This is a genomic window from Mesorhizobium sp. ESP-6-4 (assembly GCF_020164735.1).
Taxonomy (GTDB): domain Bacteria; phylum Pseudomonadota; class Alphaproteobacteria; order Rhizobiales; family Rhizobiaceae; genus Mesorhizobium.
Genome location: NZ_JAIUGS010000003.1, coordinates 255,377 through 279,934, shown reverse-complemented (window position 1 = coordinate 279,934; position 24,558 = coordinate 255,377). Strand labels below are relative to the sequence as shown.

General features: G+C 63.9%; 30 protein-coding genes and 1 pseudogene. 16 read left to right on the top strand and 15 right to left on the bottom strand.

The features are described 5' to 3' along the window. Nucleotides 1-69: 69 nt before the first annotated feature. The 7 genes from ruvB to LB523_RS08455 form a co-directional block, all read right to left on the bottom strand. Complete coding sequence (gene ruvB, locus LB523_RS08485) at nt 70-1,107, bottom strand: Holliday junction branch migration DNA helicase RuvB (RefSeq protein WP_224528031.1); 1,038 nt, start codon at nt 1,105-1,107, stop codon at nt 70-72. Between the two features lie 43 nt (nt 1,108-1,150). Continuing rightward, entirely contained in the window at nt 1,151-1,771 is a 621-nt protein-coding gene (gene ruvA / locus LB523_RS08480) for a Holliday junction branch migration protein RuvA (RefSeq protein WP_224602208.1), read from the bottom strand. A 10-nt stretch (nt 1,772-1,781) separates the two neighbouring features. Continuing rightward, entirely contained in the window at nt 1,782-2,201 is a 420-nt protein-coding gene (locus LB523_RS08475; protein ID WP_224602207.1) for a type II toxin-antitoxin system VapC family toxin, read from the bottom strand. Beyond that, nucleotides 2,179-2,448 carry an AbrB/MazE/SpoVT family DNA-binding domain-containing protein gene (locus LB523_RS08470; protein WP_224602206.1) on the bottom strand — a complete coding sequence of 90 codons (270 nt, stop codon included), beginning with the start codon at nt 2,446-2,448 and terminating at the stop codon, nt 2,179-2,181. Before LB523_RS08470 ends, LB523_RS08475 begins: the two co-directional genes overlap by 23 nt. 56 nt (nt 2,449-2,504) lie before the next feature. Then, the gene (ruvC, locus tag LB523_RS08465) at nt 2,505-3,017 is read right to left on the bottom strand and encodes a crossover junction endodeoxyribonuclease RuvC (RefSeq protein WP_140841683.1); all 513 of its coding nucleotides are present in this window, start codon (nt 3,015-3,017) and stop codon (nt 2,505-2,507) included. A 107-nt stretch (nt 3,018-3,124) separates the two neighbouring features. Beyond that, nucleotides 3,125-4,189, bottom strand: coding sequence for a glycosyltransferase family 2 protein (locus LB523_RS08460; RefSeq protein WP_224602205.1), 1,065 nt, complete (start codon nt 4,187-4,189; stop codon nt 3,125-3,127). A 287-nt stretch (nt 4,190-4,476) separates the two neighbouring features. Then, nucleotides 4,477-5,007: a DUF1465 family protein gene (locus LB523_RS08455; RefSeq protein WP_224602204.1), complete on the bottom strand. Its 531-nt coding sequence runs from the start codon at nt 5,005-5,007 to the stop codon at nt 4,477-4,479. Nucleotides 5,008-5,563: 556 nt separating this feature from the next. On the opposite strand from LB523_RS08455, the gene LB523_RS08450 reads away from it, so the two are divergent. Then, nucleotides 5,564-6,115 carry a DUF2269 family protein gene (locus LB523_RS08450; protein WP_140841692.1) on the top strand — a complete coding sequence of 184 codons (552 nt, stop codon included), beginning with the start codon at nt 5,564-5,566 and terminating at the stop codon, nt 6,113-6,115. 161 nt (nt 6,116-6,276) lie between these two features. On the opposite strand, the gene LB523_RS08445 is transcribed toward LB523_RS08450, so the two are convergent. Then, nucleotides 6,277-7,047 carry a sulfite exporter TauE/SafE family protein gene (locus LB523_RS08445; protein ID WP_224602202.1) on the bottom strand — a complete coding sequence of 257 codons (771 nt, stop codon included), beginning with the start codon at nt 7,045-7,047 and terminating at the stop codon, nt 6,277-6,279. Between the two features lie 229 nt (nt 7,048-7,276). On the opposite strand from LB523_RS08445, the gene LB523_RS08440 reads away from it, so the two are divergent. The 8 genes from LB523_RS08440 (at nt 7,277) to LB523_RS08405 (ending at nt 14,356) form a co-directional block, all read left to right on the top strand. Then, nucleotides 7,277-7,924: a thiamine phosphate synthase gene (locus tag LB523_RS08440; RefSeq protein WP_095767264.1), complete on the top strand. Its 648-nt coding sequence runs from the start codon at nt 7,277-7,279 to the stop codon at nt 7,922-7,924. A 1-nt stretch (nt 7,925) separates the two neighbouring features. Next, a complete protein-coding gene (locus LB523_RS08435) occupies nt 7,926-9,089 on the top strand; it encodes a tetratricopeptide repeat protein (RefSeq protein WP_224602200.1) in 1,164 nt (387 codons plus the stop codon). Between the two features lie 130 nt (nt 9,090-9,219). After that, nucleotides 9,220-9,786, top strand: coding sequence for an elongation factor P (gene efp, locus LB523_RS08430; protein WP_095767538.1), 567 nt, complete (start codon nt 9,220-9,222; stop codon nt 9,784-9,786). A 23-nt stretch (nt 9,787-9,809) separates the two neighbouring features. Further along, nucleotides 9,810-10,610: an inositol monophosphatase family protein gene (locus LB523_RS08425; protein WP_224602199.1), complete on the top strand. Its 801-nt coding sequence runs from the start codon at nt 9,810-9,812 to the stop codon at nt 10,608-10,610. Nucleotides 10,611-10,823: 213 nt separating this feature from the next. Then, the gene (gene trhA, locus LB523_RS08420) at nt 10,824-11,516 is read left to right on the top strand and encodes a PAQR family membrane homeostasis protein TrhA (RefSeq protein ID WP_224602198.1); all 693 of its coding nucleotides are present in this window, start codon (nt 10,824-10,826) and stop codon (nt 11,514-11,516) included. A gap of 110 nt (nt 11,517-11,626) precedes the next feature. Next, entirely contained in the window at nt 11,627-12,649 is a 1,023-nt protein-coding gene (locus tag LB523_RS08415; RefSeq protein ID WP_095767261.1) for a MotA/TolQ/ExbB proton channel family protein, read from the top strand. 1 nt (nt 12,650) lies between these two features. Next, nucleotides 12,651-13,679: a peptidoglycan -binding protein gene (locus LB523_RS08410; protein ID WP_140841706.1), complete on the top strand. Its 1,029-nt coding sequence runs from the start codon at nt 12,651-12,653 to the stop codon at nt 13,677-13,679. 248 nt (nt 13,680-13,927) lie between these two features. Continuing rightward, nucleotides 13,928-14,356, top strand: coding sequence for a hypothetical protein (locus tag LB523_RS08405; RefSeq protein ID WP_224602197.1), 429 nt, complete (start codon nt 13,928-13,930; stop codon nt 14,354-14,356). Between the two features lie 91 nt (nt 14,357-14,447). On the opposite strand, the pseudogene LB523_RS08400 reads toward LB523_RS08405, so the two are convergent. Then, nucleotides 14,448-14,800, bottom strand: a pseudogene (locus tag LB523_RS08400) (DUF1304 domain-containing protein). A gap of 144 nt (nt 14,801-14,944) precedes the next feature. Between LB523_RS08400 and LB523_RS08395 the strand changes: the two are divergent. Continuing rightward, complete coding sequence (locus tag LB523_RS08395) at nt 14,945-16,429, top strand: carboxypeptidase M32 (protein ID WP_224602196.1); 1,485 nt, start codon at nt 14,945-14,947, stop codon at nt 16,427-16,429. Nucleotides 16,430-16,462: 33 nt separating this feature from the next. Here the strand turns inward: LB523_RS08395 and LB523_RS08390 are convergent, their stop codons facing one another. Beyond that, a complete protein-coding gene (locus tag LB523_RS08390) occupies nt 16,463-18,265 on the bottom strand; it encodes an ABC transporter transmembrane domain-containing protein (RefSeq protein WP_224602195.1) in 1,803 nt (600 codons plus the stop codon). A 206-nt stretch (nt 18,266-18,471) separates the two neighbouring features. Here LB523_RS08390 and rpmE point away from each other — a divergent pair, with 206 nt between their 5' ends. Further along, nucleotides 18,472-18,693, top strand: coding sequence for a 50S ribosomal protein L31 (rpmE, locus tag LB523_RS08385; RefSeq protein ID WP_027166741.1), 222 nt, complete (start codon nt 18,472-18,474; stop codon nt 18,691-18,693). Nucleotides 18,694-18,992: 299 nt separating this feature from the next. Here the strand turns inward: rpmE and LB523_RS08380 are convergent, their stop codons facing one another. Beyond that, nucleotides 18,993-19,634 carry a TetR/AcrR family transcriptional regulator gene (locus tag LB523_RS08380; protein ID WP_224602194.1) on the bottom strand — a complete coding sequence of 214 codons (642 nt, stop codon included), beginning with the start codon at nt 19,632-19,634 and terminating at the stop codon, nt 18,993-18,995. Nucleotides 19,635-19,764: 130 nt separating this feature from the next. On the opposite strand from LB523_RS08380, the gene LB523_RS08375 reads away from it, so the two are divergent. Continuing rightward, the gene (locus LB523_RS08375; protein ID WP_140841718.1) at nt 19,765-20,241 is read left to right on the top strand and encodes a DUF1772 domain-containing protein; all 477 of its coding nucleotides are present in this window, start codon (nt 19,765-19,767) and stop codon (nt 20,239-20,241) included. A 58-nt stretch (nt 20,242-20,299) separates the two neighbouring features. On the opposite strand, the gene LB523_RS08370 is transcribed toward LB523_RS08375, so the two are convergent. The 3 genes from LB523_RS08370 to LB523_RS08360 form a co-directional block, all read right to left on the bottom strand. Next, nucleotides 20,300-20,608 carry a SelT/SelW/SelH family protein gene (locus LB523_RS08370; RefSeq protein ID WP_224546719.1) on the bottom strand — a complete coding sequence of 103 codons (309 nt, stop codon included), beginning with the start codon at nt 20,606-20,608 and terminating at the stop codon, nt 20,300-20,302. A gap of 18 nt (nt 20,609-20,626) precedes the next feature. Next, a complete protein-coding gene (locus tag LB523_RS08365) occupies nt 20,627-21,376 on the bottom strand; it encodes a YebC/PmpR family DNA-binding transcriptional regulator (RefSeq protein WP_140752658.1) in 750 nt (249 codons plus the stop codon). A 204-nt stretch (nt 21,377-21,580) separates the two neighbouring features. Then, nucleotides 21,581-21,904, bottom strand: coding sequence for an ArsR/SmtB family transcription factor (locus LB523_RS08360; RefSeq protein WP_224602193.1), 324 nt, complete (start codon nt 21,902-21,904; stop codon nt 21,581-21,583). 51 nt (nt 21,905-21,955) lie between these two features. Here LB523_RS08360 and LB523_RS08355 point away from each other — a divergent pair, with 51 nt between their 5' ends. Genes LB523_RS08355 through LB523_RS08340 form a run of 4 tightly spaced genes read left to right on the top strand, consistent with a single transcriptional unit; the run spans nt 21,956 to nt 23,757 of the window. Beyond that, entirely contained in the window at nt 21,956-22,438 is a 483-nt protein-coding gene (locus LB523_RS08355) for an SRPBCC domain-containing protein (protein ID WP_224528094.1), read from the top strand. A 44-nt stretch (nt 22,439-22,482) separates the two neighbouring features. Further along, nucleotides 22,483-22,875 carry a VOC family protein gene (locus LB523_RS08350; RefSeq protein WP_224602192.1) on the top strand — a complete coding sequence of 131 codons (393 nt, stop codon included), beginning with the start codon at nt 22,483-22,485 and terminating at the stop codon, nt 22,873-22,875. A gap of 30 nt (nt 22,876-22,905) precedes the next feature. Further along, entirely contained in the window at nt 22,906-23,268 is a 363-nt protein-coding gene (locus LB523_RS08345; protein WP_224602191.1) for a hypothetical protein, read from the top strand. Between the two features lie 24 nt (nt 23,269-23,292). Beyond that, nucleotides 23,293-23,757 carry an SRPBCC family protein gene (locus tag LB523_RS08340; protein WP_224602189.1) on the top strand — a complete coding sequence of 155 codons (465 nt, stop codon included), beginning with the start codon at nt 23,293-23,295 and terminating at the stop codon, nt 23,755-23,757. Nucleotides 23,758-23,782: 25 nt separating this feature from the next. Here LB523_RS08340 and LB523_RS08335 read toward each other — a convergent pair whose 3' ends face one another. Beyond that, a complete protein-coding gene (locus LB523_RS08335; protein ID WP_224602187.1) occupies nt 23,783-24,550 on the bottom strand; it encodes a TerC family protein in 768 nt (255 codons plus the stop codon). Nucleotides 24,551-24,558: the final 8 nt, after the last annotated feature.

The window sequence follows — 24,558 nt, the reverse complement described above, 5'->3', positions numbered from 1 at the left end:
AGTCGGGCCGAGCCGCGCAGATTCTGCGCAGATGGGCCATTGCGCCGCCGAAACGCGAACAAATCTGCGTTACTCTTCCTGGAACAGGCTGATCTGCTGCTGGGCGATATCCTTCGGAGGGTCGAGGCCGAGATGGCGCCAGGCGTTGGCGGTCAGCACGCGGCCGCGCGGCGTGCGCTGGATGAAGCCCTGCTGGATCAGGTAAGGTTCGATGATGTCCTCGATCGCGTCGCGCGGCTCGGAGAGCCCGGCCGCGATCGTCTCGATGCCGACCGGGCCGCCGCCGAAATTGCGCGCGATCATCGACAGATAGCGGCGATCGAGCGCGTCGAGGCCGAGCGCATCGACCTCCAGCCTGGTCAGCGCCTCGTCGGCGATCCTCCTGTCGACATGACCGTCGCCGGCGACAGAAGCAAAATCGCGCACCCGGCGCAGCAGCCTGCCGGCGATGCGGGGCGTGCCGCGCGCGCGGCGCGCGATCTCCACCGCCCCATCGTCGCCGAGCGGCATCGACAGGATACGTGCGCCGCGCCGCACGATCTGCTCCAGCTCCTCGACCGTATAGAAATTGAGCCGGACCGGAATGCCGAAACGGTCGCGCAACGGATTGGTCAGCAGGCCGAGCCTCGTCGTTGCCGCGACCAGCGTGAAACGGGCAAGGTCGATCTTGACCGAGCGCGCCGCCGGCCCCTCGCCGATGATGAGATCGAGCTGGAAATCCTCCATTGCCGGATAGAGGATTTCCTCGACCGCCGGGTTGAGGCGATGGATCTCGTCGATGAAAAGGACGTCGCGCTCCTCGAGATTGGTGAGCAGCGCGGCGAGATCGCCCGCCTTGGCGATGACCGGACCCGAGGTCGAGCGGAAATTGACCCCAAGCTCGCGCGCCATGATCTGCGCCAGCGTCGTCTTGCCGAGTCCCGGCGGCCCGACGAACAGCACATGGTCGAGCGCCTCGCCGCGGCTCTTGGCGGCATCGACGAAGACCTTGAGATTGGCGCGCACCGCCGCCTGGCCGACGAATTCGTCGAGCGACTGCGGCCGCAAGGTCTGGTCGGCATCCTCGCCACGCTTGTCGGGGGCAATGAGGCGGGGCGAAAGGGTCATGCCGCCTTCCTTGCATAGGACCGGTGGCGGGACAAGCGTCGCTTCACCGCGCCAGTTCCTTCAGGCCGAAGCGGATCAACTTCGAAGCGTCGGCACCCTCGCCGGCCGATTTCAGCGCCGCGGCGACCGCGTTCGCGGCAACGTCGCGCGAATAGCCGAGATTGACGAGCGCCGAGACCGCATCGGTGATCGGTGCGGCCGCGACACCTTCGCCAAGCTCCTGCTTGAGCCCGATCGTACCGCTGGCCGCGCCCGCATAAGCCGGCGCCTTGGTGCGCAATTCAGTGACGATGCGCTCGGCCACCTTCTTGCCGACGCCGGGCGCGCGCGAAACCATGGCGATGTCGCGCAGCGCGATCGCGTTGGCGAGGTCGGCCGGCGCCAGCGTCGACAGGATGGCCAGCGCCACCTTGGCACCGACGCCCTGCACATTGTTCATCAAGAGGCGGAACCACTCGCGCTCCAGCCCGGTCTGGAAGCCATAGAGCCGGATCATGTCCTCGCGCACATAGGTCTCGATGAACAGCACCACCGCCTCGCCGGGCGACGGCAAGGCGGCCAGCGTGCGCGCCGAACAGTGCGCGACATAGCCGACGCCATGCACGTCGATGATGCAGGAATCCTCATCGATCTCGTCCAGCGTGCCTTTCAACTTGCCGATCATGGATTGGCTTTCATGGATGCGTTTCCGGAGAGACGATTTCGAGGTCGGGGAAATAGCTGCGATAACGAGGAGCGTCGCGCGTCAACAGGCGGTGACCGGCAACGGCCGCATGAGCGCCAATGAGAAAATCCGGCAAGGTCCGCTCTCGAACACCGCCGGCCCGCCGATAACGGGAATGCGCTACCCCGGCCAAGAACGCGGCTTCCCAAGGCAAGAACTCGCGATCCATTTCAAGTCTTTCGGCTGCTTTCCTCAGCATTGCTTCGGAAGCGACCAGCGGCGCAAGCTCGGACCAGACAATGCTGTTGATGACCAACGCGCCATCGCGTCGGCAAGAGATAATTGCGGATGAAGACCATTCCGTCAGCGGCCCGGCCGGACCCCAGACATCAATGAGCACGTTCGTGTCAATCAACGTCGAGATTTTCACGTGGTCCCCTCAACCACTCCATATATTCGTCCGTCGTCATGCCGCCCAAATCCAGCGTCCCTTCCATCTTGTCGAGGACCTCCTTGAATTTGCGGGCAGCTTCCTCCTCCGAAACGTTTTGATTGACGGCGACAAGCCGGGCGCCCTCGTCCGTGGCCACGAACTGCACCTCGGAGCCGGGGCCTATGCCCAGATGATCCCTTATTTGTTTTGGGATTGTGACTTGCCCTTTGGTGGTCACTCGCATGGTAATACCTCTAAGGTATTACTTAATGCGATAACGAGAACAAGTCAAGAACAACACTACCCGGCCAGCGCGGCCATGCGGTAGGCTGTGCTCGGGCGGTGATGCGCATGGCAGATGGCGATGGCCAGAGCGTCGGCGGCGTCGTCGGTGTCGAAGACAGCCTTCGGCATCAGCACCTTCACCATCATGTGGATCTGCTTCTTCTCGCCGTGGCCGACGCCAATAACCGCCTTCTTGACCGCATTGGGGGCATATTCGGCCACCACCAGCCCGGCGCGCGCCGGCACCAGCATGGCGATGCCGCGCGCCTGGCCGAGCTTCAGCGTCGCCGTGGCATCCTTGTTGACGAAAGTCTGCTCGACCGCAGCCTCGTGCGGCATGGCCTGGTGCAGCACCTCGGCCAAGCCGTCATGCAGCTGGCAGAGTCTTGTCGCCAGCGACTCCTTCTCGTCGGACCGCACCGTGCCGGATGCGATGAAGCGCAGCGAATTGCCCACGCTGTCGATAATACCCCAACCGGTGCGCCTCAGGCCCGGATCGATGCCGATGATGCGAATCGCTTCCCCCATGCGCCAAGTCTAGCCGTGGCGGCAAGCGATGTCAGCAAAATGTGAACAAACCGGAAACAATTGCAATCTCGGCTATGCGCCGTTTCCGTACAACAACAGGGAGATGCCTAATTCGTCACGCGGCGGATGGTTTTCGACAGTCGCGTGAGAAATGCTGGCCTGGACGATGCGACCAGCTTCCACGCCAGGACTGCATTGCCCATGCGCCGCGGCAGGATTCCGATGCAAAGGAACCAGGCCGCCAGAGCAGCCCGCCGCCGCCAGGATGCGTTCATTTCCAGGCTGGCGGCGGCGCCCGCTCTTGCCAGTCCCAGCCGGGAGTCGGTGGCGACCGGATGCTGGGGCTCGTCGACGCAGAGCGAAGCCAGCCGCTCTTCCAGATGCACCGGATCGCGAAGGCCGGCATCCGGCGGCACCGTCAAGCCGATCTCGGCCGCCCGGCCGGACAAGGCTTCGAGACGCCGGAAATCATGCTGCACGCGCCAACGCGCCCGCTCGGCAAGCTTTTCGGCAAAGATCGAATGGTTGGAGCCGTGGATGCGGTAGGCGCCAAGGCAGGTGTCGATGGATTTCACCTCTCCGTGCAGCGGCGCCAGCGTTGCGAGATAGCCGTCGGCGCCTTGCCGGAAATCGCTTTCAGGCATCGGCATTATCGTTTCCAGCGCCTCGCGGTCGAACGCCAGCCCGCTTGTCACCGTCGTACGGTACCGCCCCTTGCGCAGCAATTCCGGCACCACGTCGCCTGAATCGAACGGCTGTTCCAGCGGTGGAAAGACATCCTTGATATGCTGGTCCTCATCAACGAGATGCAATCTGAATTGCGCTTGGGCGACATCCGCATCCCACTCGTCCAACACCTCTGAAACGGCGTTCGGATAGAGATAGTCGTCGGCGTCGAGGAAAAGGACGATCTCTCCGGTGCTCGCCTCGAACCCGGTATTGAACGCAGCCGCATGTCCGCCATTCCTGCGCCTGAGGCACGGACGGATTTTGTCACCGTAGGATTCGATCACGGCCACCGACGCATCCGTCGATGCGTCGTCGACAACCACGACCTCGACATTTCGGTGGTCCTGCTCCAACGCGCTGTCGATGGCGCGTCCTAGAAACTGTTCGTAATTGTAGTTGGGGATGATGATCGATACCGGGATGCTGTCCAATGGCGAATGCACGGGATCAAGCCTCGCAATCTGCTTTGGTCACAGTGACGGTGGTTTTCTTGCAGAACCGGCTCGGGTCGACCCGGCTGCGGCGAACGGCTCCAACTAGGGGCCTATCGCTTCGAGGCAAGTGTGATCTTTGTCGGGAAGGCCGGCACAGCCTGCAATACGGCGATGGCTGCCGCAGTTTCGACGAGCGGCCGAAGTGGCAAGCGTTGAACTTGCAGCCAAAGCCACGGCCAAATTACCGCCCGATCAAGGATATGCCGCTACCGCTATCGTTTTTTGCAAACGCGGTTTCAGCCGCGCGCGAACGCCGTATTCAAAAGGCTGATCTGGTCGGACACCGGGTTGGCCCGCCGGCTGGGCGCGTGCGTGTCGCTGATGACGCCGCCATAGATTTCCTCGTCCATGCGCCGCACCAGCGACTGCAGGCGCAGCGAGCGCGTCACGAGGTCCAGAAAATCCTTGGGCAGCTCGTTCCAGCCAAGCGCCTCGTCATGCGCGGACGCGGTGTCGAGACGCACCTTGGATTTCTCCGAAGCCACCTGGTCGCGCGTCATCTCGCCGGAATTCGCCGCCCGCTGCAGCAAGAGCCAGGAAGCGACCTGCATAAGCCTTGTGGTCAGCCGCATCGATTCGGCCGCATAGAGCGTCGCCGCCGTGCGCGACAATTTCTTGGCTTCGAGCCTGCCCTTGCCATCAAGATATTCGGCGGCCTGTTCGACCAGCCCCATGCCTTCCTGGTAAAGCGGCTTGAAGGATTGGGAGAAAACCCGGCGCTCCGCCAATTTGATGGTTTTCGCGCTGCCCTTCGAAGGCTCGTTCATCGATACGCCCCTGCACTGCCGCAAGCCGATTCGGCATCCTTGCCGACGCGGCCCGCACCCTAAATGACTGAGGCTTGAAAATGCGCTTCGATGCAAATGAAGGCAAGCGCATGTTTAACAAACGGTTAACGCCGGGCCGGTTCCAGCCATCCGCAAGCGGATGACATCAGCCAGCCGGCAGCGGATAAAAAAAAGAGCCGCGGATAAGGCGGCTCTCAGGAGTTTAACAGGGAGGCGTCAAACAAAGTGGCTCCAACCACTCGGTAAGAATCCAGTAAAACTGGATGGGTGTAGTAAACGCCTGTAAAGCTTAATGAACCCTTAACGCGGCGCCGATTTTTTAAGCGAACGCGCTGTCCTGTGCCGGAACAGGACAGCGGATTCGCCGCCCGGGATCGTCCGAGCACCGGATTTCGGGCGCCGATCGTGGCGGCCGTAACATGTTTGCTGCTGCCGCGGCATCGTTCCGAAACACGCGCCACGCAAAAGGCCGCTCCACAAAGGCGGCGCGCAAATCCGCGCCGCTTGAAATCAGGCAGGATATCCGGAGCAAACCATGGATTGGTATTCGATCGTCAAATTCCTTCACGTCGTCTCGGCTATTTTGTGGGTCGGCGGCGGCTTCGTGCTGTTCCTGCTCGGCGTGCTGGCCGAGCGCGCCGGCAACATCGAGGACAAGCTGCTGGCTATACGCGCCAGCGGACAGCTCGGCGGCCGGTTCTTCGCGCCGATGTCGATGCTGACGCTGGTCTTTGGCCTCATCATGTGCGGCTTCTGGGTCGGCTTTGCCGACCTGTGGATCGTCATCGGCCTCGTCGGCTATGCCACGACCTTCTCGATCGGCATGCTGATCTTCAAGCCGACCGGCGAGCGCATGGGCGCCATGATCGCCGAGCAGGGCGTGACGCCGGCCGCCCTCTCCATCGGCCAGCGCATGATGAACTGGGCGCGCCTCGATTATGCGGTGATGCTGGTGATCATCGCCGACATGGTGCTGAAGCCCACTTTGCACGACGTCGGCATTCTTGCCGGCATGGCGATGGTGGTCGCGCTGGGCGCCGCGCTCGCCTTCGGCGGCAGCCGCCAGATGGTGCCGAGCGCCGCGTGACATTAAGGCGCTCGCCCGAAGGCGCGTTGAGATTCAGGTCAGACCGAGTCGAAAATGGTGATTTCCGAGAACCGGAGCGGAGCGTACTTAAAGTACGTGAGCACCGGAAGCGCAGGAAATCGCCCATTTGCAGGCCGGCCTCACCTGAATATCGACGCGCCTCACATCAGGCCGATAATGCCATCCCATAGCAGCTTGACGGCGACCACCGCGACGGTGGCGTAGGTGAACGGATAGAAGATCTCCGGCCGCATGCGCCGCACCAGCCAAGCGCCGGCGATGGTCGACAGCGGCGCCAGCGGCATCAGCACTGCCGAAGCGGTGAGATTGGTGGTGTCGAACTGGCCGAGCGCGAAATAGGGGATGAGCTTCAGCGCATTGGTGGCGGCAAAGAAGATTGCCGCGGTGCCCGACAGCACTTTCGGATCGAGCCGAATCGGCAGCGCATAGACCTGGAAGGGCGGGCCGCCGACATGGGCGACGAAGCTGGTGAAGCCTGCGACAGTGCCCCAGAAGGCGGCGGCAATGCGGTTCGGTTCCGCCACATGGTCGGCGCCGTGACGGAACTGCAGGTAAATCCAGCGCAGCACGAACACCAGCGCGACGGCCCCGACGATCAGCCGCACCATCTCCTCAGTGACCAAAGCCGCGGTCAGCCAGCCGAGCGCGATGCCGATGACGGCGCCGGGCATCATGTCGACCAGCATCCTGCGGTCGTGGATGCCCCACCAGGCCCACACTGAAACCACGTCCATCAGGCACAGGATCGGCAGCAGGATGGCGGCCGCCTGAACCGGCGGGATGGTCAGAGCCATCAACGGCACGCCGACGAAACCGACAGCGCCGCCGAAGCCGCCTTTCGACAGGCCGACAAGGATTACCGCCGGAATGGCGGCAGCATAGAACCACGGGTCGCTGAGCAGGCCTGACATCGGCAAAGGAAGGTTGGAGAGGGCGGGAATTCAGCCATAGCGCAGAACGGCGCCGCCGGGATAGTCATTTAATGCCGGCGCCGCTATTGCCGGCCCGATATCGACGTGCGCGACGATGCTCGACCGGTCCTCATCCGCCGCATAGCCGACTGTTCAAGCCGCTCCCTTTGCTCTATGCCGCAATGCAACCATCTTCGCCCGGCATAGGCGAAACCGGGATCGAAGGCCAATGAACGAAGCAACTCCTCCCAACCGCTGCCGCATCGTGTTGATCGCGCCGCCGCTCGTGCCGGCGGAGCAAATCTGCGCGGCTTTCGACGGTGGCGACGTCGCCTCGTTGATCCTGCCCGACAACGGCATGGACGATGCCTCCTTCCAGGCCTTCGCCGAAAGGATCGTGCCGATCGCTCAAAGTGCCGGCGTCGCCGTCATAATCGCCGGCGACAGCCGCATCGCCGGGCGCGTCCAGGCCGACGGCATCCATGTCGAAGTTAAGCCCGCGGAACTCGCCGAGACGATCGAGCGCGTGGCCGGCAAGATGATGGTCGGCGCCGGCGGCGCCAAGACGCGCGACGAGGCGCTTGGGCTCGGCGAGGAGCGGCCCGACTATATGTTCTTCGGCCGTTTCGGCTATGACAACAAGCCGGAGCCGCACCACCGCAACCTCGCGCTGGGCGAATGGTGGGCGGAGATGATTTCGATCCCCTGCATCGTCATGGCCGGCTCCGAGCTTGCCTCCGTCGAGACGGTGGCCGCGACCGGCGCCGAGTTCGTGGCGCTGTCCAGCGCCGTCTTTGCCGACGGACGCGACCCGCGCGCCGCGATCGCCGCCGCGAACGCGTTGCTCGATGAAACCGCGCCGCGTTTCGAGGACTGACATGCGCCTGCGTGGCCTTTGCCTGACGGTTCTGGCCGGCTTGTTTGCGCAGGCCGCGACGGGGGCTGAGACCGTCCCGCTGCCGCAGCCGCGGCCGGAGACGAGCGCACCGGACAAGAGCGCATCCGACGCAACCAAGCCGGATACAAGCACGCCAGATGCTGGCACGCCGGATAAGGGCAAACTGGACACGGCCGCGCCGGACGCCGGCGAGCCGGATCCGAACAGGTTCGGCACCGGCGCGCATATCGACAAGCCGATCCAAAACACCTTGCCGCAACCGGCGACCATGACGCCGCCATCGGCCGACGCCGTCAATCCCGACCGCTTCGGCGCCAAGCAGCCGGACGCCGCCTACGGCGCCTTCCAGCGCGGGCTTTACAAGACCGCCTACAACCTCGCCATGGAGCGCGCCAAGAACGGCGATCCGGCGGCCGAGACGCTCGTGGCCGAAATCCTGTCGCGCGGGCTGGGTGTGCCGCTCAATCCAGCCGAGGCCGCGAAATGGTATGCGCTGGCCGCCGAACAGGGCGTGCCGGAGGCTCAGTTCCAATACGCGCTGGCGCTGCTGGACGGCCGTTACGTGAAGAAGGACGAAAAGGCCGCTTTCGCGCTGATGCAGGCCGCGGCCGAGGCCGGCAACCGGCTTGCCCAGTTCAACTTCGCCCAGTTGCTCGTCCAGCAAGATCCTGGCGACGACGGCCTTGTGAAGGCCGCCGCCTATTACGAACGCGCCGCCGCCACCGGACTTGCCGATGCGCAATATGCGCTGGCGCAGCTCTACGCCAATGGCGTCGGTGGCAAGCCGCATGACGACGCCCAGGCGCGTCTTCTCCTGGCACAGGCCGCAAGGCAGAACTACGATACCGCGCAGATCGACCTCGCCGCCTGGATGATCGAGGGGCGCGGCGGCGGGCGCGACCTGAAATCGGGCTTTGCCTGGATGAAACGGGCGGCGCAAGGCGGCAACGTCGCCGCCCAGAACCGTCTCGCCAAGCTCTATATGGGCGGCATCGGCACCGACCCGGACCTGATCCTTGCCGGCGCCTGGTACATCGTCGCCCGCCGCGCCGGGCTGATCGACCCGCAGATGGACGATTTCCTGCAGGGCCTTGACGACGAACAGACCAAACAGGCGCTGCAGAAGGCAAATCGCCTGCCTTGACGCATGGCGTCACGGACAGCATGTCCGGACCGCCTTGGGCTCCCTCCCTTGCTACTACGTGCAATTTGTGGTCTTGGAGGCGCCAAAGCGCGAGCCGCGCCAGAAAAATCTCATTCCGGATCAGTTCATCATGGCCAAGATCAGTGGCAACGAAATCCGTCCCGGCTATGTCATCGAGCATGATGGCGGGCTTTGGGTGGCGGTCAAGACCAACACCGTCAAGCCGGGCAAAGGCGGCGCCTACAATCAGGTCGAGCTGAAGAACCTGATCAACGGCACCAAGCTCAACGAGCGCTTCCGCTCGGCCGAGACCGTCGAGCAGATCCGGCTCGACCTGAAGGATTTTTCGTTCCTCTACGAGCAGGGCGACGCGCTGGTCTTCATGGATACCGAAAGCTACGAGCAGCTTGAGCTGGCGAAAGACTTCGTCGGCGAGCGCGCCGCCTTCCTGCAGGACGGCATGATGGTGACGGTGCAGCTTTACGAGGAGCGCCCAATCGGCATTTCGCTGCCCGACCAGGTGACGCTGGCCATCACGGAGGCCGACCCGGTGGTGCGGGGCCAGACGGCCGCCTCCTCCTACAAGCCGGCGGTGCTGGAGAACGGCATCCGCGTGCTGGTGCCGCCCTTCATCTCGGCCGGCGAGCGCATCATCGTCGACACCAACGAAATCACCTACGTGCGCCGCGCGGATTAACGGCAAGAAAGCAGGAAGAAAAAATGGCGCGTTCCGCTCTCCTCAACGTCATGGTCCAGGCTGCGATGAAGGCCGGCCGCTCGTTGTCGCGCGACTTCGGCGAGGTGCAGAACCTGCAGGTCTCGATGAAGGGACCGGGCGACTATGTCAGCCAGGCCGACCGCAAGGCCGAAGAGATCGTCTTCGCCGAGCTTTCCAAGGCGCGGCCGGGCTACGCCTTCCTGATGGAGGAGCGCGGCGCCGTCGAAGGCGAGGACGCTCAGCACCGCTGGCTCGTCGATCCGCTCGACGGCACCACCAACTTCCTGCACGGCATTCCGCTCTTCTCGGTGTCGATCGCGCTCGAGCGCCAGGGCCAGATCGTCGCCGGTGTCGTCTACAATCCGGCGATGGACGAGCTCTACACGGCCGAGCGCGGCGGCGGCGCCTTCATGAACGACCGGCGGTTGCGTGTTGCCGGCCGCTCCAAGCTGACCGACGCGGTGATCGGCTGCGGCGTGCCGCATCTCGGCCGCGGCCAGCACGGCAATTTCCTGATCGAGCTGCGCAACGTCATGGCCGAAGTCTCCGGCGTCCGCCGCCTGGGCTCGGCGGCGCTCGACCTTGCCTATGTTGCGGCCGGACGCATGGATGGTTTCTGGGAGACCGGCCTGTCGTCCTGGGACGTCGCCGCAGGCATCCTTCTGGTGCGCGAAGCCGGCGGCTTCGTCTCCGACATGGATGGCGGACAAGGCATGCTGGACAGCGGCGAGGTCGTCGCCGGCAACGAGCTCATCCAGCGCGCGTTGCTGAAAACCGTGAAGAAGCCATTGGCTGCTCGCTGACTAATGCATGTCGCCCAGAAGTGTGCAGCGGTTCTGGGACAACGACATGCATCAAAACAAAAACTTAAAGCGCGTCGCCTCAATCCGGTCCAGCGCGACGGGCTTTAAGGCGTTCTTTGCGTCGAAAGGACGCGCGGCTTTGGTCGCAAAACCGCAACCGAAGCTTGAAATACTGGTCCGCGACTGCCCAGATTAGGCGTTGCAGGATCATTCATGAACGACGCGCATCCAGATACAAAGCTTGAGATCCCCTTTGTCGGGCGCTGGCACTATTCGCGCGCCGAAATGATCGCCGACGGCATCGTTCACGCGGTGGGCATCGTGCTGGCGATCGCCGCCGGCTCGACTTTCCTGGCCTTGGCCGCCTTCCACTCCGGCCCGGGCGAATATGTCGCCGCGGTGTTCTACGTGGTGTCGCTGCTCACCGTGCTCTCGGTTTCGCTGGCCTATAATCTGTGGCCGGTCTCATGGCCGGCGAAATGGATCCTGCGCCGCTTCGACCATGCCGCGATCTATCTCCTGATCGCCGCCACCTACACGCCCTTCCTCGCCCAGCTCGACAACTCGCCGCTGGCGCTGCCCATGATCGTCATCGTGTGGAGCGCCGCAGCGGCCGGCATCGCCATCAAGATGTTCCTGCCCGGCCGCTACGACCGGCTGGCGATCGTCTTCTATCTCGCCATCGGCTGGAGCGGCGTCGTGCTGGCCGGACCGCTGGTCGCGACGCTGCCGACGACCTCGGTCGCGCTGCTCGTCGCCGGCGGCATCGTCTATTCCTGCGGCGTCGTCTTCTTCGCCTGGAAGGGCCTGCGCTTTCACAATGCCGTCTGGCATGGGTTCGTCGTCGCCGGCGCCGGCCTCCATCTGGCCGCCATGGTTGACTGCCTCGTCGTTAACCGGTTCTAGGCCTGTGGCGCGGGCCTATCGGCCATATTGCCAAGCGCCATTCAATTTGGTCACAATTCCGTTTAGAGTCGCGGCAATTCTGCGGCGGTGGCATCGGAAACGGGGCACGGATGGCTTTTCTCAGATCCTTCGGCAGGCGATCGGACGTCCTGGTCTATGATCCGCACAAGCTTTCGAGCCCGCAGGTCTTCCTGCTCACCATGGTGATCTTCCTGATCATCGTCGCTTTCATCGCCGCCATCCTCACCCGCCAGATCTCGACCGCCTTCTCCAGCAATCCGGGGCTCAACGGATTGATCGTCGGCGTGCTGGCGGTCGGCATCCTGCTTGCCTTCGCCCAGGTCGGGCGGCTGTTTCGCGAGGTGCGCTGGGTCAATTCCTTCCGCGCCGGCTCCGAAACCACCGAGCCGGTGCTTTTGGCGCCGATGAAGGCGATGATCGGTCGCTCGTCAACGATCGCGTTTTCGACCTCGTCGATGCGCACGATGCTGGATTCCATCGCCACCCGGCTCGACGAGAGCCGCGACACCTCGCGCTATCTGGTCGGCCTGCTTGTGTTCCTCGGCCTGCTCGGCACCTTCTGGGGCCTGCTCAACACCATCGCCTCGATCCGCGAGACGATCGAAGCGCTGGACCCGGGCACCGGCGATGCCGCCGCCGTGCTCGACGCGCTCAAGCAAGGCCTGTCGGCGCCGCTCGCCGGCATGGGCACCGCGTTCTCGTCCTCGCTGTTCGGCCTTTCCGGCTCGCTGGTGCTCGGCTTCCTCGACCTGCAGGCCGGCCGCGCCCAGACCCGCTTCTACACCGAGCTTGAGAACTGGCTGTCTTCGGTCACCGATCTGTCGTCGGACATAGTTGTGTCCGAGACGTCGAAAGCAGCCGAGTCCTCCGAGGACATCCGGCTCTTGTCGGAGCGGCTGCGCAGCCTGCAGGAGAATGGCGGCGGCTCCAATCCGCGCGTCGCCACCGCCATGGCCAATCTTGCCGACGGCATCTCGGGGCTGGTGAAGAACATGCGCTCCGAGCAGCAGATCATGCGCGACTGGGTCGAAGCCCAGTCCGACGAGCAGAAGGCCATGCGCAACACGCTGGAAAAGATCGCCGACGCGCTGAAGAAGCAAGGGGTCCACTGACGTGGCGCTGGCAAGACGGCGCGCCGACCGCCGCATCGACTATTGGCCGGGTTTCGTCGACGCTTTGTCGACGCTGCTGCTGGCGATCATGTTCCTGCTTACCGTCTTCGTGCTGGCGCAGTTCCTGCTCAGCCGCGAGATCTCCGGCAAGGACGCGGTGCTGAACCGCCTCAACTCGCAGATCAACGAGCTGACCCAGTTGCTCGCCCTGGAACGCACGAACAGCCAGGACAAGGAGGATTCGCTCGCCAACCTGCAGGCGTCGCTGTCGGCGGCGCAAGCCGAAAAGAGCCGCCTCGAACAACTGCTGGCGCAGGGCGCCGGCGCCGGCGACGCGGCCAACAAACGAGCGGACCAGCTTTCGGGCGAGCTCAGCAACCAGCGCCAGATCAGCCAGCAGGCGCTGAGCCAGGTCGAGATCCTCAACCAGCAGATCGCGGCGCTGCGCAAGCAGATCGGCGCGCTGGAAGACGCGCTCAACGTCTCCGAGCAGCGCGACCGCGACTCCAACACCAAGATCGCCGATCTCGGCCGCCGCCTGAACGTCGCGCTGGCGCAACGCGTGCAGGAGCTCAACCGCTACCGTTCCGACTTCTTCGGCCGGCTGCGCGAGATCCTCGCCGACCGCGAGAACATCCGTATCGTCGGCGACCGCTTCGTCTTCCAGTCGGAGGTGCTGTTCCCGACCGGCTCCGACGTGATCAACGACGCCGGCAAGGTCGAGATGAAGAAGCTCGCCGACGCCATCATCGAATTGCAGAAGGAAATCCCGCCCGAGATCAGCTGGGTGCTGCGCGTCGACGGCCATACCGACAACAAGCCGCTGTCCGGCACCGGCCGCTATCGCGACAATTGGGAGCTGTCGACCGCCCGCGCCACCTCGGTGGTGAAGTTCCTGATCGAGAACGGCGTGCCGGCCAACCGGCTGGTGGCCGCCGGCTTCGGCGAGTTCCAGCCGCTAGATCCCGCCGACACCGACGAGGCGCGCAGCAAGAACCGCCGCATTGAACTGAAGCTCACCGAACGGTGAGCTATTATCACGCCAAGTCACAGGAAGTTGTTCGTCGGCTGAATACTTAGATTGCCAAGTCGCCGCGACAAGCGCCGAAAACATTATCTTTTTTTAATTACACATCGCAAATCGACGCACCTAACTTGCCGCAGGGCCGGGGTCCGCCGGCGATGCCTCGCATCGCGACGCGACGGAACCGGACGGCCCGTAAGGTCGGAAGACGAAGCGGCGCGGCCGCTCTCTTCCTGGTAGGAGGATGCGCCGCCATGCGCGTTTCAACATCTCTCAAGACTGCAACCCTCGCTGCGGTTCTGATCGCGGCTCCGCTCGCCGGCGCCTATGCGGCCGGACATCACAGGGGCGGCGCCCTGGACACACCCGATCCGACCGTTATGACCGGACCACGCGTGACGAGCCTGATCGAGCAGATCCAGGGCGTGAACCAGGGCATCACCGACGCCCGCGAAATGAACAGCATCTCGGCCTCGGAAGCGCAGCACTTGCATATGCGCGCCGCGCATATCAGCCAGGCCGCGGAACATGTCGCGGCTTCGGATCACGGCAGGATACCGTCCGCGCAATATCATGAGCTGCTGCGCAGGCTCGACAATGTCGACCAGAGACTGATGAACGACACCGGCAGCAGCTTCATGATGGGCGACGGTTCCGACGGCGGGAATTACCCGAACGGCTAGAGCATTTGCTCCGATCGCAGAGCAAGGGACGACCTGGCGCCCGCGGGACCTGGCCCCGAGGGCGCCCTTTTTCGATCGCGCCCTGCTTCGATTACAGGCCGAGCCAAAGCGCGATGATGGCGAGCGCCGCCGGCGCTGTCTGGATGAACAGGATCTTGCGGCTGACGGTCGCCGCGCCGTAGAGGCCGGCGATGGCGACGCAGAGCAGGAAGAACATCTTGATCTGGAGCCCGCCGGCGCCGAGATAGAGACCCCAGATCAGGCCCGCGGCGAGAAAGCCGTTATAGAGTCCCTGATTTGCGGCAAGCACCTTCGAGGCGCTGGCGAATTCCGGCGTCAGCTTGAACGCCTTGCGGCCGCGCGGCGTGTCCCACAGCACCATCTCCAGATAGACGATATGCAGCGGATCAGCGCCACCAGCCCGACCAGGATATCGCCGACCATTGTCCCTTTCGTCCTTCGGACAAGCATTGACCACACGTCGACGCCGCCGCGCAAGATAGGCTGACCCTGCCTCGCCAACCAGGGTTGCCAAGCTTCGCGCCTTGGTATCTTTTCGCGCCAGCCCCTTTGCAGCCGGAACCAGCCATGTCCTTCCAGAAACTCGACCAACTCGGCCACAAGCTCGAAGCGCTGGAGCACGCCTTAGCCATTCTCGGCGCTGACGAAGCGACGCACATGGCGGTCGGCGGCGGCGAGAAGCGCGCCGAGGCGATGTCCTCGCTTGCCGGCATGCTGCACCGCCAGGCCACAGCGCCCGAGATCGGCGACTGGATTTCGGCGGCCGAAGCCGAGCCGCTCGGCGAAGAGCAGCAGGCGGCGGTGCGGGAACTGCGCCGCCAATACACCAATCTCACTTGTCTGCCGGTCGAATTCGTCGAGCGCCAGACGGTGGCGCGCATGCGTTCCGAGCAGCTCTGGCGCGACCTGCGCGCCAAGAACGACTGGGCGGGCTTCCTGCCGGCGCTGGAAGGCGTCGTGACCCTGGTGCGCGAGGAAGCGGCGCTGCGCGCCGACGCCCTCGGCCTCGCCCCCTATGACGCGCTGATGGAACAGTACGATCCCGGCAACCGCGCCGCCGACATCACGCCGGTGTTGGCCGAGCTGAAGGCCTTCCTGCGCGACTTCCTGCCGCATGCGCTGGCCGTGCAGGATGCCCGGCTGGCAAAGCATCCGCGAAAGCCGCTTTCCGGCAGCTATGCCGTCGAGCGCCAGCGCGAGCTTGGCCTTGCCATGATGGCTGCCGTCGGCTTCGACCTCACCCACGGCTCGCTCTCGGTATCGCATCATCCCTTCTGCGGCGGCGTGCCGACCGACGTGCGCATCACCACCCGCTACAAGACCTCCGACTTCCTGTCGGCGCTGATGGGCGTGCTGCACGAGACTGGCCACGCCCTCTACGAGCAGAACCTGCCGAAAGCCTGGTCGCATTGGCCGCTCGGCAAGGCGCGCGGCATGGCCGTGCATGAGAGCCAGAGCCTGTTTGTCGAAAAGCAGATCGGCCGCAACCCGGCCTTCTGGCGCTGGGCGCTGCCGGTGGTCGAGAAATATCTCGGCGAAGCCTGGTCGATCGACGACATCCTGCCGCATGTCCACCATGTCGAGCGCGGCCTGATCCGCGTCGACGCCGACGAAGTCACCTATCCGCTGCATGTCATCCTGCGCTACGAACTCGAACAGGAGCTCGTGTCCGGCCACCTGGAGGTCGCCGACCTGCCCCAGGCCTGGGATGCCAAGATGCGCGATTATCTCGGGCTCTCGACCATCGATAATCCGGCTGACGGCCCGATGCAGGACGTGCATTGGCCGGGTGCCGCCTTCGGCTATTTCCCCTCCTATACGCTGGGCGCCATGATGGCCGCGCAGCAATGGGCGGCTCTGACAAGGGAGCATCCGTCCGCCGACCAGGATCTCACCAAGGGCGATTTCACCGCCATCAACGAGTGGCGTCGCGCAAAGATCTGGTCGCAGGGCTCGCGCTGGTCGACGCCGGACCTGCTCGAACGCGCCACCGGCGAGAAGCTCAACGCTGCTTACTTCACCGAGCACTTGAGCAGGCGCTACGGCAACTGACCCGCGGGTCGAAACCAGCTGAGTGCGGCGTGCTTACTCCGCCGCGCCCTTGAAGGCGTTGGCTCCCGTCTCGAACTGCAGCTTGGCGAGCCGCGTGTAGATGCCGCCCTTGGCGACCAGGCTCTGATGCGTGCCTTCCTCGACGATGCGCCCGCCGTCCATGACCAGGATGCGGTCGGCCTTGAGCACTGTCGCCAGCCGGTGCGCGATGACGATGGTGGTGCGGCCGCGCATCAGCCGCTCGAGCGCCTTTTGCACTAGCGTCTCGCTCTCGGCATCGAGCGCCGAGGTCGCTTCGTCGAGCAGGAGGATCGGCGCATCGCGCAGGATGGCGCGGGCGATAGCGATGCGCTGGCGCTGCCCGCCGGACAGCGTCACGCCGCGCTCGCCGACCTGGCTGTCATAGCCCTTGTCGAGCCTGGCGATGAATTCATCGGCAAGGGCCGCCTTGGCCGCGGCCTCGATCTCGGCGTCGCTGGCGCCCTGCCTACCGAAGCCGATATTGTCGGCAGCACTTGCCGCGAAGATGGTGACGTCCTGCGGCACGATCGCGATGCGTTGGCGGATGGCGGCCGGATCGGCCTCGCGCACATTGACGCCGTCGATAACGACGCGGCCGCTCTCGGGGTCGTAGAAGCGCAGGATCAGCGAGAAGACGGTGCTTTTTCCCGCGCCCGAAGGCCCGACGATCGCCACCGTCTCGCCTGGCTTCACCTGGAAGCTCAGGCCATGCACGGCTGCGCGGTCCGGCCGCGCCGGATAGGAGAAGGAGACGTCGTCGAAGCTGATCGCGCCCTTGGCCGTGGCCGGCAACGGAATGGGATTGGCGGGCCGCTGGATCGTCGGCGTCTCGGCCAGGATCTCGGTCAGTCGCTCGGCGGCGCCAGCCGCCTGCGACAGCTCGCTCCACACCTCCGACAGCGCGCCGAGCGCGCCGGCGGCGAACACCGAATAGAGCAGGAACTGGCCGAGCGTGCCCGGCGACAGCGTGCCGGCAAGCACGTCGCGCGAGCCGAACCACAGCACCGCGACCACCGAGGAGAAGATCATGAAGATGGCGAAGAAGGTGAGGAATGAGCGCGCGAACACCGATGCGCGCGCCGCCTCGAAGGCGGCGTCGACAGCGTCCGCAAAGCGGCCGGTGACGAGCTTTTCGTTGGTGAAAGCCTGCAGCGTGCGCACCGCGCCGATCTGCTCACTGGCATAGGCGGTGGCTTCAGCGAGCGTGTCCTGCGCTTGCCGGGACTTGCGCCGCACCGAGCGGCCGAAGGCAACCAGCGGCAGCACGATCACCGGAATGGCTGCAATGACCAGGCCGGAAAGTTTCGGGCTCGTGACCACCATCATCGCCACCGCGCCGAGGCCGAGAATGACATTGCGCAACGCGACCGAGGCGGTTGCGCCGACTGCCGACTTCACCTGCGTGGTGTCGGCGGCAAGCCGCGACACGATCTCTCCCGAATGCGCGCGATCGAAGAAGGCGGGCGACAGTGTCGTGACATGGGAGAAAACGTCGCGGCGGATGTCGGCGACGACCCGCTCGCCGAGCGTAATGACGAAATAGTAGCGGCTGGCCGAGGCGGCCGCGAGCAAAGCCGCCATCAGAACCAGTGCCGCGAAATACTCCGCGATGAAGGTGGAACCGGAAGCCTGGAAGCCGTGGTCGATCATGCGCCGCACGGCCATCGGCAGAGCGAGCGTCGTCACCGCCGCCACGATCAGCGAGATGATGGCGCCTACTACCAGCTTCCGGTAGCGGGTAACGTAGGGAAAGAGGCTGCGGAGCGGCCGGACCGAGCGTCTGCGCTCGCTTGCGCTGCCACCGATTTCCGCCATGAGCGTTTCCTCTGGCCGCTTGGCGGGACCGCGCTTCAATATGCGCCCGCCGCGGCCTTGTGATTCAATTCCGGCTGATGTATAGGCTCGCCGACCGTTTTAGAAGCCGTGGCTTTTCATTAGCTGCGGCTTCGAGTTTTAAAAAGGGGCGCATCGACGCAGGCCTTCAGGCCCGTTGCCAGCGCCGGCAGCCAGGAAACACGACAATGAAGGCCGATATCCATCCCGACTACCACACCATCAAGGTCGTCATGACCGATGGCACCGAATACCAGACCCGTTCGACCTGGGGCAAGGAAGGCGATACGATGAACCTCGACATCGACCCGACCACGCACCCGGCCTGGACCGGCGGCCAGCAGACCCTGCTCGACCGCGGCGGCCGCCTGTCGAAATTCAAGAAGCGTTTTGAAGGTTTCGGCCTCTAAGCCGCATACATCGGCAGATTTCGAGAAACCCGCCTTCGAGGCGGGTTTTTTGTTGCCAGTTTCGTCCTTCTCCCCGTTCTACGGGGAAGGGGTGCCCGAAGGGCGAATGAGGGGCAGCGCCGGCGCTTGAAAGTTCAAGGTTCCTCGCCCCACGAAGTGGGGAGAGGTGGCTCGGCGAAGCCGAGACGGAGAGGGGAGCGCCCTACGAGGCCCCCGCTCCGTCCGCTTCGCGGACACCTCGCCCCCGCCCCCTGGCGGGGGCGAGGAACCCAAGCCTTGCGACGCTGCGGATATCGTTCCTACCCGCCCACCAATTCCCTCAGCGCCATTCGCTTGTAGGCCTCAACCAGCCTGTCGCCCTCCTCCCGATCGACCGAGATCGCCAGCCGCACCGCGGCCTCGCCCATCTGCCAGACGAGAAACGCGGCCGTCTCTAATTCGATCGGATCGGCATCGGGGCGAATCCGCTTCAGCACCGCGAGCAGGAAATCGGCATTGGCGCGACTGTCGGCGAGCTCCAGTTCGCGCAGCGCCTTGTCGGCTTGCGTGCCCGACCAGATGTCGCGCATCACCGGCTCGGCCAGGAACAGCCGGTAATAGATATCGACCAGCTCCGAAAACGACCTGCACAGGCCTTCAGCATCGCTGACATCCTTCAGCGCCGCGGAAATACAGGCCTGGCTTTCGGCCGTGTAGCGCTCGGCCAGCGCCCAGACCATCGCTCGCTTGTCCGGGAAGAACTGGTAGAGCGAGCCGATCGACACCCCCGCCCGTTCCGCCACCTCGCCCATGCGCATCGCATCGCTGCCTTGCTCGGCAATCAAGGCCGAGGCGGCGGCAAGCATGCGCTCGACCCGCTCGCGGCTGCGCTGCTGGCTCGGCGACCGGCGCGGCGCAGCAATGTCCGCCTGGTTTGGCCTCGCGGCGGTTTTCTCATCCATGGCTCTCTCCTTGGGCGATTTCTCGGAAACCGGCTTGACTCACAAAATACGAGGGTTTATCACGTTTTGCAAATGTGAGGATTACTCGCATTTAGGAATCGAGCAGAACCCGGCATCTGGAGCAACTGAGATGATGAAACTTCTTCCTACCCTTACCTTTGTCGCCGCGATCGGCTCCGGCGTCGTCGGCGGCGTCTTCTTTGCCTTCTCGAATTTCGTCATGGCAGCACTTGCCCGGCTGCCCGTCCCAAGCGGCATCGCGGCGATGAATTCGATCAACGTCACGGTGATCACGCCGACCTTCATGACGGCGCTGTTCGGCACCGGCCTCATCTGCCTCGTGCTGATTGCCGGCGTCTTCTTCGGCTGGAGCCAGTCCGGCTCGTACTGGTTGCTTGCCGGTGCCGTGATCTATTTCGTCGGCAATCCGATCGTGACCATGGTCTTCAACGTGCCGCTCAATGACGCCTTAGCCGCCGTCGATCCTGCCAGCGCCAACGGCGCCGCCGTGTGGGCAAACCACCTGAGCGAGTGGGTGATGTGGAATCACGTCCGCACCGTCACCGCGATAGTCGCGATGGCTTGCTTCATCATGGCATTGATCTGAAAAACGGCAGCCCGCGAATGCAACCCCCGAAGGCTGCGTCCAACTTTCGGGGAGTTCGTCAGGCGGGGTCTTTTTTGCGATCCTTGCGATCGGCGTGGCCGAGGTCGCGGTCGGGATCGATGACATCGCGAACCAGCTGCTTGAGCCTTGCCGCGTCCGGAAAACCGCCGTCGCGCTTGCGCTCCCAGATAAGCACGTCGTTGCAGGAAATGGTGAAGATGCCGCCGGTGCCCGGCACCAGCGTCACTTCGCCGAGATCCGTGCCGAAGGTCGAGAGCAGCTCCTGCGCCATCCAGCCGGCCCGCAACAACCACTGGCACTGCGTGCAATAGGTGATGCGGATGATGGGCAGCGGCTTCTCGCTCATATCGTATCGCGTGGCCGGTCAGGCCGCGCTGAGCTTGGCCATCGTCTCGTCGTCGACCTCGAAATTGGCGTAGACGCTCTGCACGTCGTCATCGTCCTCGAGGGTGGCGACCAGCTTCATCAGCGACTGCGCCCGTTCTTCGTCGACCGGGACGTTGTTCTGCGGCTGCCAGATCGGCTTCACCGATTCCGCCTCGCCGAGCGCGGCCTCGAGCGACTTCGAAACGTCGCCGAGATTCTCGAAGGCGCAATAGATGGTGTGGCCTTCCTCGTCCGATTCCACGTCGTCGGCGCCGGCCTCGATCGCTGCTTCCATCACCTTGTCGGCGCTGCCGGCCGAGGCCGGATAATAGATCTCGCCGACACGGTTCCACATGAACGACACCGAGCCGGTTTCGCCGAGCGCCCCGCCGGCCTTGGTGAAGGCGGCGCGCACATTGGAGGCCGAGCGGTTGCGGTTGTCGGTCAGCACTTCCACGATCAGCGCCACGCCGCCGGGGCCGTAGCCCTCATAGCGCACGGCCTCGTAATTTTCGGCGTCGCCTGCGGAAGCCTTGTTGATGGCGCGCTGGATGTTGTCCTTCGGCATCGACACCGCCTTGGCGTTCTGCACGGCAAGCCGCAGCCTCGGGTTCATCGCCGGGTCCGGCGTGCCGGTCTTGGCGGCGACGGTTATTTCGCGCGCCAGCTTGGAAAACATTTTCGACCGGACCGCGTCCTGGCGGCCCTTGCGGTGCATGATGTTCTTAAACTGCGAATGGCCAGCCATGGCACCCCTGTCGTGTTCGGCTAGAGCATTTCGGAGCGAGGTGTCGTCACCGCGTCTTCGGCAAAATGCTCGAATTCAATCTTTTAGAACGCTCCAAGCATGCCTGCGAAGGCGCGCGGCGCTCTTTGTCGGAATGGCCGGCTTATAGATAAATCGGCTCAATTCGTCCAGACGCGCCATCACGCCAAGGCCGAAGAGAGCCGTTCACCCCTCCAGATCGGACTTCAGCCGATCGAGAATGCTGATGGCGTGGCCGGCATACTGGCTGATCCAGCGGTCGTGGATCTGCTGGATCGGCAGCGCATTGAGATGATTCCAGCGTTCGCGCCCCTCACGCTTCGCCACCACCAGATCGGCCTCCTCCAGCACTTTCAGGTGCATCATCACCGTGCAGCGGTCCATGTCCGGGAACGCCTCGCACAGCGCGCCGGTGGTCTGCGGCTGATCCTTCAGGCGATCCAGCAATTCGCGCCGGCGCGCATGCGCCAAGGCCTTGAAAACATGGTCGTCGGAGGTTTGGCTTGACATGTTATATTTCTATAACATATCGTTTCAAGCAGCAAGGAAGGAGCTGTGGATATGTCCCTTGGTTTCAGGATTTCCGGACGCATCGGCAAACCGATCGGCGAGGTCTTCGATGCCGTCGTGAACCCGACAAAGCTCAGCGGCTATTTCACCACCATCGGCGGCGCTTCGGCGCCGCTTGTGTCGGGCACCACCGTCACCTGGTGGAAGTCTGTACCGGTCGAAGTCGACGAGGTGACGAAGGATGAGCGCATCGTGCTGCGCTGGGACGCGACAGACGCCGACGGCAAGCCCGCCTACAAGACCCGTATCGAAATGAATTTCGAGCCGCTGGAAGACGGCGGCACTTTCGTCACCATCGCCGAGTCCGGCTGGCATGAAGGCGAGGCCGGCCTGAAGAAATCCTACCTCAATTGCGAGGGCTGGTCGCAGATGCTGGCCTGCATGAAGGCCTATCTCGAATACGGCATCAATCTGCGCGACGGCTACTATCGCAGCGAGCTGCGCGGCGAGCCGGCCAACGAGACCAACATCTGAGCCCGACATTCAGGTCCGGATATCCGGCAGGAGGAGGTCGCCCGATGACAAAAGCAACGCCATTCCTGATGTTCGAGGGAAAGGCCGAGGAGGCCGTGACCCTCTATTGCGAGACCATTTCCGAGAGCCGTGTGCTCGACATCACGCGCTATGGCTCGGGCGAGGACGGGGTGGAAGGAACGCTCAAACTGGCGCGCGCTTTGATCGGCGGCGTCGAGGTCAGGATCTACAACAGCCCTGTCCGCCACGCCTTCACCTTCACGCCGTCCTTTTCCTTCTTTGTCGACTGCTCCTCGGAAGAAGAGCTGGAGCGGATCGTCGGCGTTCTCTCCGAGGGCGGCGGCTTCCTGATGCCGACCGGCAATTACGGCTTCAGCCAGCGTTTCGCCTGGCTCAACGACCGCTTCGGCGTCTCCTGGCAGATCAACTTGCCGTAACGGCATCCAACGCAATCAAGAGGATCGGCAATGGACACCGAGATCACCGGCGGCATCAACATCGCCATGAAGGTGCCCTCGCATCAATACGAGGCAACGATCGCCTTCTATCGCGACGTCATCGGCCTGAAGCCGTTCACCGCCAAGGCGCCGGCGGTCGGCTTCGAGCTCGGTCCCAATCGCCTCTGGATCGACGAGGCGCCGATGATGAGCCAGGCTGAAATCTGGCTGGAGCTTTTCACGCCGGACTTCAAGAGCGCGGCCTCCCATCTCGCAAAGGCGGGTGTCGTGCGCTGCGACGCAATAGAGCCTTTGGGTGAGGGCTTTCGTGGCGGCTGGATCACCAACCCCGCCAACATCATTCACCTCGTGCGGGAACCAGATGCTTGGTGAAACCCGTTAGGAAAGGACAGCCGTATGGAGTTCAGAGAACCTCCCATCGCCGAAACCGCCATGCTGATCCGTCGGCAGGTCGCTGAGGTATTCGAAGCGATCGTCGATCCGGCGCTCACCACGAAATTCTGGTTTACCCATTCCAGCGGTCGCCTGGATGAGGGCAAGCCGGTCGAATGGGAATGGCGCATGTATGGCGTCTCGACCAAGGTCGAGGTGAGCGAGATCGTCCCCAACGAGAAGATCGTCATGCAGTGGAGCGATCCGCCGACCACCGTCGTCTGGACATTCACCGAAATGCCGGATGAAGCGACCTTCCTCGAAATCCGCAATTTCGGCTTCGCCGGCCCCGGCGACGAGCAGGTGAAAAAGGCTGTCGAATCCACCGGCGGCTTCTCGCTGGTGCTTGCCGGCGCCAAGGCCTGGCTGGAACAGGGCCTGACGCTCGGCCTGATCGGCGACCGTCACCCGAAGAGTGTTTCGGCCTAGCGGCCCGCCGGCGTGGTGGCGAGCCTCAGTGCCCCTCGCCCGACCTCTGCCTCTTACGCCGCCGCGCCAGCATGTTGAGGCCTTCTACCAGCGCGGAAAAACCCATGGCGGCGTAGATGTAGCCCTTGGGCACGTGATAGCCCATGCCGTCGGCGATCAGCGTCATGCCGATCATCAAAAGGAAGCCAAGCGCCAGCATGACGATAGAGGGGTTCCTGGCGATGAAATTGGCAAGCGGCGTCGCCGCCAGCATCATCACGCTCACCGCCACGATGACCGCAATATACATGATGGCGATCTCGTCGGTCATGCCGACGGCAGTGATGATGGAATCGATCGAGAAGACGAGGTCGAGCAGGAGGATCTGGAAGATCGCGCCGGCAAGGCTCATCTGCAGCGTGCCGCCGACCATCGTGTCCTGATGGTCCTGCAGGTCGACCGTGTGATGGATTTCCTTGGTCGCCTTCCAGACCAGGAACAGGCCGCCGGCGATCAGGATCAGGTCGCGCCACGAAAAGCCGTGGCCGAAGGCGGTGAACACCGGCGTCGTCAATTGCACGATGATCGAGATCGTGGCGAGCAGGATCAGGCGCATGATCAGCGCCGCCGAAATGCCCAGCCGGCGGGCGCGGGCGCGCTGCGCCTCCGGCAGCTTGTTGGTCAGGATCGAGATGAAGATCAGATTGTCGATGCCGAGCACAATCTCGAGCACCACCAGGGTCAAAAGCGCGACCCATGCGGTCGGATCGGAAACAAAATGAAAGTGCGGCGCCAGAAATTCGACAAGCTGCATGAAGGTCG